Origin of the sequence: Rhodococcus sp. KB6 (assembly GCF_001445685.1) — a bacterium.
In the GTDB taxonomy this organism is placed as follows: Bacteria; Actinomycetota; Actinomycetes; order Mycobacteriales; family Mycobacteriaceae; genus Rhodococcus_F; species Rhodococcus_F qingshengii.
Window position 1 is genome coordinate 748,956 of record NZ_LNAK01000134.1, and the last position, 13,724, is coordinate 762,679.

Genomic DNA, 13,724 nt, shown 5'->3' on the forward strand with positions numbered 1-13,724 from the left:
AGATGGCATGGTCGACACTGCTGAGACCGCAGAGATGATGAAACGGCTCGGAACGGGCTTCGACGCCACCATCGGCCTGGAATACACCGAACTGAGCCCAGATCGCGTGCGGGCGCAATGGACCGTCAAGCCCACGCTGCACCAGCCCGCCGGGATACAGCACGGGGGTGTGTACTGCTCGGTGGTGGAGTCTCTCGCCAGCGTCGGTGGCACCGTGTGGCTGGGTGAGCGAGGACACGTGGTCGGAGTCAACAACAACACCGACTTCCTGCGCGCAACGCGGGAGGGCACTCTCACCGCTGAAGCCACCCCGATTCATCGCGGACGCACCCAGCAACTCTGGGAAGTTCGCATCACCGACGAGAACGACCGACTCGTTTCCAAGGGACAGGTTCGCCTCGCGAACATCACCGAGGTGGCGAAGATCGGAAACTGACAACACGGCAGTCGATCGAATGACGGAGGGCAGCTGTGGAGTTGAACTCCACAGCCGCCCTCCGCCGGTCACTCAGGTGTTGATCAGCCGGCGGCCTTCTGCTGCTTGCCGGCAGCCTTCTTGGCTTCGCCATTCGAAGCGCTGCCGGACTCCGTCGCTTCCTTGTTTTTCTTCTCCAATTCGCCCATCGCGTTTCGCGCGAAGACCTGCTGCTCGGTGGACGCCATCTGAGCACGGCCACGCCCGAAGAACGTCACCGCCCATGACAACAGCGTCGAGGCACGGGAACGGAATCCGACGAGGTAGAGGAGGTGAATTGCCAGCCAGGCAACCCACCCGATGAAGCCGCTGATCTCGAGCTTGCCCACCTTGGCTACCGCGCTGAAGCGCGAGATCGTTGCCATACTGCCCTTGTCGAAGTACTTGAACGGAACTCGTTCCGACGGGGACTTGCCGTCCAGTGACGCTTTGATCTGCTTGGCCGCGTACTTGCCACCCTGCATGGCAACCTGAGCCAATCCGGGCAGCTTGTCGAGCGACATCATGTCGCCGATGACAAAGACGTTGGGGTGCCCGGGCAGAGACAAGTCGGGATTGACCATGACGCGGCCAGCGCGGTCGGTTTCTCCGCCGCTCTGTTCTGCGAGCTGCTTGCCGAGGGGGCTGGCCTGCACGCCGGCGGACCACACCTTGCACTGCGACTCGATACGGCGAAGCGTGCCGTCCTTCTCCTTGATGATCAGACCGTCGTTGTCCACGTCGGTGACCATCGCGTCGAGCTGGATCTCGACGCCGAGCTTCTCGAGCGTCTCGGCAGCCTTGCGGCTGAGCTTCCCGCCGTACACGGGCAACACGGCAGGGGCGCCGTCGAGGAGCACGACGCGCGCTTCACGAGGATCGATCTTGCGGAACGCGCCGTCCAGCGTTCGACGGGAAAGCTCGGCGATCTGCCCGGCCAACTCCACGCCGGTGGGGCCGGCGCCGACAACGACGAAGGTGAGCAAGCGCGCACGCTCGGCGGGATCGTCCGACAGTTCGGCCTGTTCGAAGGCCCCGAGGATTCGTCCGCGCAGTTCGAGGGCGTCGTCGATCGTTTTCATTCCGGGGGCGAACTCCGCGAACTGGTCGTTGCCGAAGTACGACTGACCGGCACCGGCTGCCACGATCAGACTGTCGAACGGCGTAACAGTGACGCGTTCGAGCAGGCGCGAGGTCACGGTCTGATTCTCGAGATCAATGGTCTCGACCTCACCGAGCAGTACCTGTGCGTTCTTCTGCTTGCGCAGCACCAGTCTCGTGGCGGGAGCGATGTCACCGACCGAGAGGATGCCGGTCGCAACCTGATAGAGGAGCGGCTGAAACAGATGGTGGGTTGTACGCGCGATCATCGTGATGTCGGCATCGGCTTTTTTGAGAGCCTGAGTGCCGAACAATCCTCCGAAGCCGGAACCGATCACCACTACGCGGTGGCGGTGCGGTTCAACCGACTGGATGCTCATTCCGTACTCCTCGAGTTCTAGGCGACAGTCCTACGGTAGTCCCACCGCGGCCGAGCTTCTCTGCGAGCAGTTCGACGCGCGCCGGTGTGTCCGAATCGATCAAGCGGCCTCGAGGGTGATCACTCCCGAGGTGATCGGCTTGGCCGGACCCCGGGGTGATCACCACTTTGTCGAGGTGTCGGCTACTGGCGGACGGACAAGATGAACAGTGCGATGCACCCGCCGACGAAAACCAGGATCGACAGGGCCACCGAGGCATACCCGACACCCACTCCAATTGCTGCCCAGTCCATGTGCCCAACCTCTCTTACGGTGTAATCCGGGATTCAGATCACATCTGCCTAGAGACATCACACCTCATCTGTCCCAACTTTCGAAACCCGGCACGCCCAACCGTTGACATGCAAGTAAATGCTTGCATATTGTGAAGTTGTGAACGACCGGATGAATGCAGCCTTCAAAGCACTGGCCGATCCCACACGAAGGCTTCTCCTGGACCGCTTGTTCGTAGCCAACGGTCAGTCGCTCGGCGAGCTGTGCGACAGCCTCGACATGAGTCGGCAAGCTGTCACTCAACACCTCACCATGCTCGAGGACGCCAATCTGATCAGCACGGTCCGACAGGGGAGGGCAAAGCTTCACTATCTCAATCCCGTTGCGCTCGAGGAGATTCGAGAGCGGTGGATCAACAAGTTCGAGGTACCGCGCCTTCGTGCGCTCAGTACCGTCAAAAAAATCGCGGAGGAAGCCATGACCGACAAGCCCAGTTTTGTGTACGTCACCTACATTGCGAGCACGGCGGACAACGTCTGGAAAGCGCTCACCGACGCACAGGCCACCGCAGAGTATTGGGGACACAGCAACGTCTCCGACTGGCAGCCGGGATCGACCTGGGAGCACCGCCGGATCGACGGTTCGAACATTGCCGATGTAGTCGGCACCGTAGTCGAGAGCAACCCTCCGTCGAGGTTGGTCACCACCTGGGCTGATCCGAACGGCGAACCGGGCGTCGACATCTCTCGGGTGAGTTTCGACATCGAAGCCTTCGGCGCGATCGTGCGACTGACCGTCAAGCACACCGATTTGGCGGACGAATCGGCTCGCATGGAGGTGGCCGGCGGATGGTCGGCGGTGCTGTCGAATCTGAAGTCCTACCTCGAGACCGGAAATACTCTTCCGGTGGCGCCGTGGGAGATGCCGGTCGGTTGACGGTTGTCGACCGGGACAAACGAGTCCCCTGAACAGGAGGAGATCGCCGTACGTTTGTCCGAACAGTCGGCCCAGTCCGGACTCAAATTCGCATAACCGTCAAATATCGGCGCGTTCAGTCTGTAAAGTTGCCAGAAGGATGCTAGCGTTTTGCCCGACATCGAGTGAGGACGACCTCGTCTCGGACGCATGGGAGAAACGCTATGGGCGGCGACGCTTTTCAGAATGTTCCAGTTGATCGACGCAAGTTCGTCAAGACAGTTCTAGCGGCCTCGGCGGTAACTGTGCCAGTCGTGACGTCGATCAGCCTCGGTGGTGCGGCGCCGGCCTTCGCAGCCGGTGACACGCCGAATCTTTCCGGAGCGCCAAGTCGTGGCCAGCAGAATCCGAATCAACCAGGCGGCGAGCAACCAGGCGGGAATCAGCCCGGTGGTAATACTCCGGGAGGGAATCAGCCGGGCGGAAACGAGCCGGGCAATCCCGGATCATCGGGAAGTTCGGGACCGTCCGGAAGTTCCACAGGTTCCGGATCAACCGGTAGCTCGTCAGGTTCGGGTGGAACGACGACCGCCAAGCCCACCGGGCCGACAGCGCCGACGGAGCCGACCGTCCCGACTGTGCCAACCGTACCGACGGTACCGACCACTCGCACCGAGCCGACCTTCCCGACCCCTCCGACCCAGCCGACGAATCCCACGGAACCTACGTAGCCGACACGACGCGACTGGTTCCGAGGGGGAACACCGACGATGACAGAGTTCGACGTCGCGCTACACCGCGCTCTGAAGAAGTTTCAGAGCGCGGGGTCGGTTCAGGTGAAGGAGACTCCGCCACACGGAGAACCGGCCGATCTGACTGTCGCTATCGCGACCTACGACGATTTCGACGGCGCGTACTTCACGATCCACTCGATCTTGGTCCATCATCGCGAGGTTCTGGACAGAGTCGAATTCGTCTTGTTGGACAACAACCCCGAGGGGTTGCCGGCGCCGATGCTCGAATCGTTTGCCGGTTACATCGGTCGGTTCCGCTACATCCCGTTCACCGACGTTCGATCGACTGCGGTGCGGGACGTCCTGTTCCGCAAGGCCACCGGAAAGTATGTCCTTGTCCTCGACTCTCACGTGATCTTGGCACCGGGATCGTTGTCGGCGTTGCTGGCGTATTTCGATGCGGACCCGGAAACCGACGATCTGATCCAGGGACCGATGCTCTCCCAGGATTCCTCGCACATCGCGGCCACCCACATGGACCCCAAGTGGCGCAACGGGATGTTCGGCTCGTGGGGAGTTGATCCGCGAGCGAAGCAACACCCTGACGTGCCTTTCGAGATCGTCATGCAGGGCCTCGGCTCATTTGCCTGCAGGCGTGAGGCATGGCCGGGATTGAACTCGCACTTCACCGGATTCGGCGGTGAAGAGGGATACATCCACGAGAAGTTCCGGATCAACGGCGGAAAGGTCGTCTGCCTTCCGACATTTGGTTGGCACCATCGATTCGAGCGCCCGGCCGGTGTCCCGTATCGAATAAACTGGGAAGATCGTGTTCACAATTACCTGCTCGGTTGGAGTGAGGTCGGATGGGATCTCGACTCACTCCATCGTCAGTTCTCCAGGTACCTCGGTGATTCGTATCCCGAGATTCGTCACCGTGCCGAGCTGAGCGTCCAGCGACCCGAGTTGGTCTTCGGTGGGGTGGTCGTTCTCAGCGACGACGGCCGAGTCGCTCCGTGGCGTTCATGCCTGGCGGAGGCCGAGTCGATCGAACTGACCGTTCACCGTGCCATTCCGGCGGAGGACGACGGTCCGGATGGGTGGAGGACGGCCTCTGCGTTCGTCGCCGGACTCGACAAGGCAATTCTGCTGGGCTGGAAGTCGGTGGTTTTTCTGGACGAGGCGCGCGTGATCGAACCCGCGGTTATGTACAAGCTACGGAACATCGTCGACGACCTCCCCGCCGAAGCCGATACGGCTGTCATCCACGCACACGGCGAAGATCTGGTCGGAGCTGCACTGATTGTTCGCGCGGCGACATACGGAACTTTGCGAGACGAACTCTCACGAAGGATCAACGGACCCGTGCCGTCCGACTTCTCACTGGCGGCTTATCTGCTCGAGCGAGGCGCAGTCGACGTTGTGCTCGATCGCCCACTGTCGCCTGTCCGAGTAGGGGGAGAACCCAACCCCGTTGTCGAGGATTCTCAGTCGGACCTCGGTGTTGCCGTCGTGAATCTCGATCTTGACATCGACAGATGGAAAGCGTCCTGGCATAGATTCATTCGCTTACCGCGCGTAACAGCGGTGGAAAGAGTGTCGGCTTTCGAGGACGCGATGAATCAGGACGCGGCCTTCACCGTCTCGTGGCGTCGTGCGCTCGCTCGGGCGACTGAGAAGGGCTGGGATTCGGTCCTCATCGCTGCTGACGACGTCAGTTTGCTGGATGCCGCCGCATCGATCCTTGGCCATGCCCGCGAAGAGTTGGATCACGGCGATTGGGATGTCGTCCACCTCGGACACGACCCGAAATCGAGGGACGGAGCTCTGCTCGACGGTTCGGCACTCTTGCGCACCAGTCCTGAGAACTGTGGCGTCCACGCCGTTCTCGTACATTCGCGCGCCTTCGAGCGAATTCTCGATGAGATTGCGGATCCGGAGTCAGATCCCGAAGCATTCGGACAATGGGCGGGTCACTACCGAACTCTGGGCGACTACCTGGTGGATGCGAGTGCCGGGGGAGCGCTCACGTGCCTGACGCTGTCGCCCGGCATCGCCTCCACACGCAGCCTGATTCGTTCGGGCGCAATCGAATCCGAATACTCACGACGCTTCGCACTGTGAGACCACCACCGAAACGAAATCGGATTCGCTGAATCAAGGAGATATCTTGACCGAACTACTCGAAGGTGTGAGACCGCAACGCTCTCAGACGGTGGAGAGCAACGATCTCACCGACGGTGTTGTGCTGTACGACAGTTCCAGCGAGGTTGCCCATCACCTCAACCCGGTCGCGACGTTGGTGTGGGAACTGTGTGACGGCCGGACCGTCAGCGAAATTGTCCAGGCCGTGGCAGAAGTGCTCGAGATCCCTGACGACGAGGCGAAGTCGGTAGTCAACGAGACGTACGGACAGCTGAGCACCTCTCGTCTGCTGGTGTGAGAATTCCGTGACAGGCAACCACGTACCACAATTCCGGGCGCATTACCTTTGGGTTGACGCGATTGTGCGCGGTTTCCGCATACCCGAGGTCGGTGTCGTCGAGCATCGGATTGCCAGCCCGTGGCCTGCGGACAACAACGTCGAAGTTCGGATTCAGCGGAATCGAGCGACATTCGGTCGCTGGGACGTCACCATCGAATCGACCATCAGCGGCAGCCGTGAAACGCTGATCGGTCTGGACGGTCTCCAGCTCGCGGAGAGCGTGTACCGCACGGTGCACCGGGATGTCATGACGGCCGCGCACGCCCGACATTGGACACGCCTGCACGCCGCTCTGGTCGACTGCAACGGTGTGAGAGTGGCGATCGCCGGGCATTCCGGGGCGGGCAAGACCACCTTGGCGCTCGCCCTTGCCTTACGGGGTGCACAACTGCGTGCTGACGAAGGCGTCTTCATTCGTGGTACCGAAGCTGTGGGCTTACCACGGCGGGTCCACCTCAAAGCCGGTACGTTCGACGTCCTCCCGGAGATCAAAGCGCACGATTCGCTGTATCTTCCGTACGCCCCGCCGGTGTGGGCGTTGGACCCGTCAACCTTGCCTGCTGAACGAAACGTCAGCTCGGCGGTTCGCGGAATCGATCTGGTGCTGATCCTCGATGGATGGGACGAGGGGCCGACTCGACTCGCTCCGATGCCCGTACCCCAAGCGATACAGTCGCTAGCCGAGCAATCCGCACTGTGGTCCGACAACCACGGATTGACCCTGAGAAACATCGCTGCTCTACTCTCGAATGCCCCGTGCTACAGACTGATTCGACATCACGGCGATACCGGCGCCGACACCGTGGAGGAACTGGTGGCGTCATGCGTGACACCCGGTACCTGATTTCCATGTTGAAACCCGAGTGTGGGGCCGACGTCATCCGCTTGTGTTCGCAGCAGGATTGGCCCAGAGTCATCGACGCCGCTGTAAGGCACAAGGTATTGCCGCTGCTCGCCTCCCGAGCGGTCGAGGCCGGCTTCGCATCGGTCCTACCTGCGAGCTTCGCGGAAATGCTGTCGGAATCCTCGGCCACCGCATCGAGTCCGGAATTGACGCTGAGCCTTGTCCATCACCGAAACACCATAAGGATCTCGGACCTCGACGCGCAGCGAGTGGAACTGCAAGAGTTGTTACACAGCAACGGATTTCCGACGGTTGCACTGAAGGGTGCCGCCCTTCTCGAGCGAAAAATCTGGCCGAACCCGGCAGCTCGACGGATGACGGACATCGACCTTTTGGTCGTCGACCCTGCACATGCCGTTCCGGCCAACGACGCGATCCTCGATTTCGGCTACCGAATGGTCCGCCCCGACGAAGTGGACTCCGACTCCATCGATCACGACGATCATCAGGAACCGGCACTCCTTCGCGACGACCGTCATGGCTCCGTCGAAATCCATTCGCACTTACTTCCGAGGTTCGCCCGTCACGCGCTGACCCGGGAGGCCGCAGTCCGAGGAATCAGCGCGGAGGCGGAAGAATCCCGCCTTGCGATGGCCGACGTGACGCTGCACGTCATCGCTCACGCGCGGCTTGCCGATCGGGCCTTGATTCGAGCCGATTTGTCGTTGAACAGTGTCTTCGACGTGGGGTACCTGCTCACTTCCGAACCGGAACTCGCTGTGACGCTCTCCAGACGCCAGTTGCCACGCGATGTCCGTCGGGCGGTGAACGTCCACTGGGCGGCGGTGGAATCGATCTTCGGCGTCAGTACCGGAATGACGACCATCTCGGCGCGTTGGTGGTGGCGATGGACGCTGTGGTTGGCGGATCGCCCACGCCTGCACTCGCTCTACCGCGATCTGGTCATGGTGCCGCTCTTTCTCGACCGTGATCGGCTTTCCATCCGGGACGGGCGCGACCTACGTGGATGGGACTTGGCCCGCTCACGCGTGTCCCACTTCGTCCGTCGTGCGAGGACTGCCGTCGAAGATGCCGGGGGAGCGGCGTGAAAGTACTGATCACGGGCGGAGCGGGATTCATCGGAAGCACCGTAGCGTCGAAGTGCGTCGACGCCGGGATCGATGTCGTGATTCTCGACAACCTGCTGACCGGCCGCGCCGAATTTGCGCACAGATTCCCGTTCTACTGCGGCGACATCGCGGACGAGAAACTGCTCGACAAGGTATTCGCAGATCATTCCGATATCGATGCGACAGTTCACTGTGCGGCCTTGATCGTGGTCGGAGATTCCGTGAGTAGCCCGGCACGGTACTACGAGAACAACGTATCCAAGTCGCTGACGCTGGTATCGAGTGTCCTTCGGAACGGGTGTGAGCGCTTCTTGTTCAGTTCCTCTGCGGCGGTGTATGCGCCGAGCGACGGTGGGTGTGTCGACGAACGCTGGGGGATCGCACCGCAGAGTCCCTATGCGCACAGCAAGGCTCAGTTCGAAACGATGCTCGACGACATTGCGGCGGCCACTGAATTATCGGCGATATCTCTACGCTACTTCAATCCGGTCGGGGCAGATCCGGAGCTGCGAAGTGGTACACCATCGGCACACCCGACCCACGCACTCGGAAAGCTGTTCGAATCATATTCGACAGGAACGCCTTTCAGGGTTACGGGAACGGATTGGCCGACGCGCGACGGATCCGGAGTGCGTGATTACGTTCATGTCTGGGACCTTGCAGACGCTCATGTTCGAGCACTGGAAAGGTTCGACCGGGTCACCGCTGAATCATCACGCATGACTGTGGTCAATCTGGGCAGCGGGCGGGGGACGACGGTGTGGGAATTGGTACACACATTCGAGAACGTGCTCGGTGAAGATATCGACGTGGTCGCTGCCGGCCGACGCACCGGTGACACTGCCGGCGCTTATGCGTCGAACGATCGTGCGTTGCGACTACTCGGGTGGGTTCCGACATTCACCCTGGAACAGGGGATCGAGGACACCGCGCGGTGGCTGGCAGTGCGGCCGCACCTGCTCAACTCGGTGTAGCCGAACGTCAGCCCGTCGGGTCGTCGTCAACGGTGATGTTGTTGCTACGTAGCCAGAAGGTGGCGTCCGGATTCCACCCGGCGAGCACAGTGGCCCCCGCGTTGGCCGAAAACGGGATCGCGACACCTGGCGTGGTCAGATAAGCCATCATGGTCAGGTGCACGGCGTCGTAATCCGCGGACACCGAAACCCAGTCCGGAATGAACCAGTCACGGTATTCACCGGTCGTGTCGTACCACACGGAGCGACGTGAAGCGGGCACTGGCAGGGGATAGGTATCGACCAGATTCGCCCAGTCCTGCGGACCGGTGATCTCGTAGATCCGGGGCGCGCCGTAGATCCTTACCGGCTGCACCCGCGCCTCGTTCGAGGAGCTGTCTTCTTCGAGAAACACCCCGAGGGCCCCGATACCGTCGCGGGCCCTGGTTGTTTCGGTTGTGCCGTTGGCAAACGGGATAGACCACCATTCGCCTCCGATGTGACGGTCCGGATCTTCGATCTGGTATTCCAGAAACCGGCGTTCGTAGTCGAGTGCCTCAGCACGCCACTGTTCGAGGCCGTCCTCTGCACGGTAAATCCGCAAGGGAAGGTCCGACCAGCCGTAAATAGGGTTTCGCTTTTCAACCAGATTCTGGTTCAGAAGGTCAGCAGGCTCGGCCCACCAGGCAGTGTGTGGCGAGTCGAGTAGTGCTTCGGCAATCGGTCGCAATGCCGCGATCACCTCAGGGCGGACGAAGATCAGATCTTCTTCGTCCGGCGGCTCCCAGTAGCGTGCAAAATCTACGGCATACGCAAGACAGTGCAGAATCTCGAGTTCGGACATCTCGCCGATTGCCCGGATATCAACAGCGCCGAGAACTTGGAGCGCATCGTCCGGCGATTGAGGCCAGTGTCCACCGGATGTGCGTGCGCCGGCGCGGCATGCGTAACCGACGTTCGCACAGAAGCGACGGCCACGTGGTGAACCGAGGACGAGTGCAACGGAATCCATGTGGGTAAAGCTAGCGGACAAGCTGACGGGGGACGTTCGAATATCCATTACTTGACATAATGTAGATTATCGGCAAATTCTCGACCTGGCGATATCCGGCTCACGCCTTGTTCGTGCAACCTTCCTTGTTTCCGCCCACCTATGTCTGTCTGCCGGTACATTTGCCGGCTTTCCTGCGTTTCCGTCCGAGATCTGCGACCGGCTTGCGCGACTCGACTATTGCGACTCCGCGATCGCCGGCTGAATTGCTGCCGATCACCGCCTGGCCTCGCCGGCGACTGCGGCTACGCCGCGCGACCTGGACATCAGGAACGACCAATAAGTGCTCTGATGTGGATTGATGCCGATAAACACGTCTCACCGACTTCCCGGCTACCCCACCTCAATTCGTCACTGTGACGTATTATGGTTGACAGGCTGGAGGCGAGTTCAGTTCCATTGTCATCGCCACGGACTACTATCGCCGCATGTGTTGTATTCGACCGGCCGCTTCTCATGGTCAGTGGCCGCGATGAGCGACACACCCAAGGTCGTGCATCGCTGGCTCGCAGTGCCAGACCAGTTTGACCGATTCACGCGATTCTTGCGCGACAACGGAATTCTCATGCCGACTCGGATAGGCATCGGCGTATTGGTTTTCCTCCTGGGTATCACGATTCTGCTGAAGCGACTGGGCACTCATTCGGTACAGACCATCGGATTTCCGTTGGACGTCGTCGTCGCAGTGCTTGTGATGATCGGCGGAATTGCCTTGCCTGTCATAGCGACCACCCGTGAAAGGTCGTATTTCTTCGTCGTTGCCGGGGACTTCGCTGTTGCGGTGATCGTGCTGGCCGAGGCGAATCCGGATCAGAGATTGCTTGGATGTCTCGTCTTCGGGCTCGTCGGCTCGTACATAGCCTTCTTTCACAATCTTCGAACTCAGCTGTGGCACCTGCTGTTTTCCGGGGCGGTCATCGTTGTTGCCAGCATCGGCGTGTTCACCGATGTACCTTCTGGCCTTCCAGACGTCCTGGGACGCATTGCCTTTGCCATTCCTGTCATCACTGTCATACCGGTGGTCACGCAGATTGCTCTGGCGCTCCTGAGCAACGACGCTCAAAGCTCAGAACTCGATCCGTTGACGGACCTGCTGAATCGGCGCGGACTCGCACGGCGGACTTCCGAATTACTACAAGCGAAATCCAGCCTCGACCAGTCCTTGCTGGTGGTGGTGATCGACATCGACAATTTCAAACACTTCAACGACACCTACGGTCACGACGTCGGCGACCGAGTCATACTGCGCACGGCCTATCGACTACACGACTGGGCCAGATCGGACGCGGCGATAGCGCGCATCGGCGGTGACGAGTTCGTCGTCGTTCAGATGATGCCGTTGCCGTACGTCGGCGATCTACTGGCCCGGATCGCGCCCATCATGAACTCCCCTACAGGCGAACCAATCTCGACGACAAGCATCGGCATAGCCATCCACAACGGCGCCTGGCCGGACGTACAAGCAGCAGAAAGTGGCGTTCACGATCTACATCGCCTCGCCGATTCGGCGATGTACGAAAGCAAGAGAATGGGTGGAAATCACGTCCACTCCATCGTTCTCACCGATCAACAGCTACAACAGCCACAACAGTCAGGCGGTCGTTCAGTCCTCTGAATCGTCGATCAGATGCATCGCGGCTTCCTCTGCCGACGCTGCGCCGCCGTCGATTCCGACGTCTCCGGCAATGAGTTCACTTTCCTCGTCCTCGTATCTGCCCTCGTCTTCGGCAACGAGACGCCCGACCCGACGGTTACCCACTTCGTCACCGTTCGGGAATTCTTCTTCCCGTTCGAATTCGTCGGCATCGGCGGGATCCTTCAAAGGATCTCCGAGCGACGCGTACGGATCGGGTTCTTCTTCGGCCAGGCGCTCGTCGAGGGTCTCCCCCGCTGATTCCTCGCTGCCGGTCAACCCGTGGGCATCAAGTCCCAGTGGGCGTTCCGGTGGTGAGATTCCCTCGTCGAGAATGTCGTCGACGCCTCGATCGATCAGAGTGTCTTCAGGTTGAAGCTGGTCGTCGGGATCGAGACTGTAATCGCCATTGCCGGCCGCGCCGGTGTCATCCGTGTCGCTCATACGATCAACGATGCCACGGGCACACCGAGTTGGCCATGTGCCGCGCCTGCTCGATACGTCACTCCGGAGACATTCAGCACGAACGCGGGGCCGGCACTCCGTCGAATCGGTCCTGTAGGTACTCGAATGCGGTGGGCAGACCGAGGACCGCAGTGGTGAGGTGGTCCGGGCTGGGGAACAGTTGGGATTGAATCGTGGCTCCGGCGGCGCAGTACCGCGAAATCGTGTTGACCACCGAATCGATGGGGATCAGAACGTCGTCGGGCGTGTGCCATTCGAACACCGGGGCAGTCGGCACACCCGGATAGAGTTCGACGCTGTTGTCGTCCATCACCTTTCGCACTTCAGGGCTGGACAGCAAGGATGTCGACGTCGACACCTGAGAGGCACTGCGCCCGGCACCGACCCTGAGGATGTCGTTGGTGCACGCGTTGGTGAGTTCGGCCCGCATCGACCGTCCGAGGTCGTTGAGTTGGTTGCTCAGCGGCAGTAGGTCGGGATACTCGCGTTCGAGGCCCATGGCTGCGGCGAAGGCGAGGCCGAATGCCGGGTGCGGATCCTGTCCGAGGCCGTTTGCCATCTTGGACAGATTCATCGGGACGCCGCCCTCGGCTACACCGACAAGGTTGACCTCGGGTGCGTAGCTCGGGGCCAGTGCGGCCGCCCACGCGGTGGCCATGCCGCCGCCGGAGTAGCCGGCAATACCGACAGGGCTGGCGCCACTACGCAATTCGGGGACTTTCTGAACGGCGCGGATACCGTCGAGCGTGATCTGTCCGCCCAGGCGCGCGGCGCCGTACGCACTGTTGGGTCCGAGATGGTCGGGAAGGGCAATGGTCCATCCACGTTGCAGCGCGACGTTGAGGATGGGCGCTTCACGGATGACGATGTTGGGATCCGATGCGTAAAGCGCGCGAGACGGCGCACATCCCGTACCGAGTGCATTGACGATGTGCTGATACGAGAGCAACGGGCCGTCTTGTGCTTGATTCGGCGGGACCAGGATCGTGCTGACCGCGGCAATAGGCTTGTTCTCGGAGTTCGTGGACCTGTAACTGACCTGCCAGATCGCGACGCCGGGAAAGGTCATCAGGTCAGGGGCCCGGCGCACGGAGATCGGCGTGCCGGCGGTCCCCTCGGCCGCTGCTTGCGAATAGAACGGGTCCGGGTCCGGTGCCGGATATGCGGGATCGGCCTGTGCAGTCCCCCCGGAGAGCAATGCGGCAGTCAGTGCAGCGGCAGTCAGCATCGATCCGGTAAACACGCGTGTGGTTCGCAGTTTCAACGTTTTCCCCTCGTCCGGACCCACCCGGGGTCCATCACCCTG

General features: G+C 61.0%; 13 protein-coding genes. 8 read left to right on the top strand and 5 right to left on the bottom strand.

The features are described from left to right. The first annotated feature begins 7 nt into the window (after positions 1–7). Positions 8–436, top strand: a complete 429-nt coding sequence (locus ASU23_RS23410; protein ID WP_003945020.1) for a PaaI family thioesterase — start codon at positions 8–10, stop codon at positions 434–436. A gap of 83 nt (positions 437–519) precedes the next feature. Here ASU23_RS23410 and ASU23_RS23415 read toward each other — a convergent pair whose 3' ends face one another. Continuing rightward, positions 520–1,935, bottom strand: coding sequence for an NAD(P)/FAD-dependent oxidoreductase (locus tag ASU23_RS23415; protein WP_003944885.1), 1,416 nt, complete (start codon positions 1,933–1,935; stop codon positions 520–522). Between the two features lie 411 nt (positions 1,936–2,346). On the opposite strand from ASU23_RS23415, the gene ASU23_RS23420 reads away from it, so the two are divergent. Further along, on the top strand, positions 2,347–3,144 hold the full coding sequence (locus ASU23_RS23420) for a metalloregulator ArsR/SmtB family transcription factor (RefSeq protein WP_082661450.1): 798 nt from the start codon (positions 2,347–2,349) through the stop codon (positions 3,142–3,144). A 451-nt stretch (positions 3,145–3,595) separates the two neighbouring features. Here the strand turns inward: ASU23_RS23420 and ASU23_RS23425 are convergent, their stop codons facing one another. Beyond that, entirely contained in the window at positions 3,596–3,841 is a 246-nt protein-coding gene (locus ASU23_RS23425; protein WP_058038791.1) for a hypothetical protein, read from the bottom strand. 52 nt (positions 3,842–3,893) lie between these two features. Here ASU23_RS23425 and ASU23_RS23430 point away from each other — a divergent pair, with 52 nt between their 5' ends. The 5 genes from ASU23_RS23430 to galE all read left to right on the top strand — a co-directional run bounded on the left by ASU23_RS23430 (position 3,894) and on the right by galE (position 9,290). Then, a complete protein-coding gene (locus ASU23_RS23430; protein ID WP_047270411.1) occupies positions 3,894–5,981 on the top strand; it encodes a glycosyltransferase in 2,088 nt (695 codons plus the stop codon). A gap of 46 nt (positions 5,982–6,027) precedes the next feature. Next, complete coding sequence (locus tag ASU23_RS23435; protein ID WP_007732082.1) at positions 6,028–6,300, top strand: PqqD family protein; 273 nt, start codon at positions 6,028–6,030, stop codon at positions 6,298–6,300. 64 nt (positions 6,301–6,364) lie between these two features. Continuing rightward, a complete protein-coding gene (locus ASU23_RS23440) occupies positions 6,365–7,186 on the top strand; it encodes a hypothetical protein (RefSeq protein WP_042450933.1) in 822 nt (273 codons plus the stop codon). Continuing rightward, positions 7,165–8,295 carry a nucleotidyltransferase family protein gene (locus tag ASU23_RS23445; RefSeq protein WP_042450935.1) on the top strand — a complete coding sequence of 377 codons (1,131 nt, stop codon included), beginning with the start codon at positions 7,165–7,167 and terminating at the stop codon, positions 8,293–8,295. Before ASU23_RS23440 ends, ASU23_RS23445 begins: the two co-directional genes overlap by 22 nt. Next, positions 8,292–9,290 (top strand): UDP-glucose 4-epimerase GalE, encoded by a 999-nt coding sequence (gene galE, locus ASU23_RS23450; RefSeq protein WP_047270556.1) that lies wholly within the window; start codon positions 8,292–8,294, stop codon positions 9,288–9,290. Before ASU23_RS23445 ends, galE begins: the two co-directional genes overlap by 4 nt. 7 nt (positions 9,291–9,297) lie before the next feature. Here the strand turns inward: galE and ASU23_RS23455 are convergent, their stop codons facing one another. Next, a complete protein-coding gene (locus ASU23_RS23455) occupies positions 9,298–10,281 on the bottom strand; it encodes a hypothetical protein (protein ID WP_058038792.1) in 984 nt (327 codons plus the stop codon). A gap of 409 nt (positions 10,282–10,690) precedes the next feature. Between ASU23_RS23455 and ASU23_RS23460 the strand changes: the two genes are divergently transcribed. Beyond that, positions 10,691–11,935: a diguanylate cyclase gene (locus ASU23_RS23460; protein WP_253741443.1), complete on the top strand. Its 1,245-nt coding sequence runs from the start codon at positions 10,691–10,693 to the stop codon at positions 11,933–11,935. Here the strand turns inward: ASU23_RS23460 and ASU23_RS23465 are convergent. Together ASU23_RS23465 and ASU23_RS23470 are read right to left on the bottom strand one after the other, a co-directional pair. Then, complete coding sequence (locus tag ASU23_RS23465) at positions 11,924–12,397, bottom strand: DUF5709 domain-containing protein (protein WP_003945009.1); 474 nt, start codon at positions 12,395–12,397, stop codon at positions 11,924–11,926. The genes ASU23_RS23460 and ASU23_RS23465 overlap by 12 nt on opposite strands. Before the next feature lie 73 nt (positions 12,398–12,470). Then, positions 12,471–13,676, bottom strand: a complete 1,206-nt coding sequence (locus ASU23_RS23470) for a lipase (protein ID WP_030536368.1) — start codon at positions 13,674–13,676, stop codon at positions 12,471–12,473. Positions 13,677–13,724: the final 48 nt, after the last annotated feature.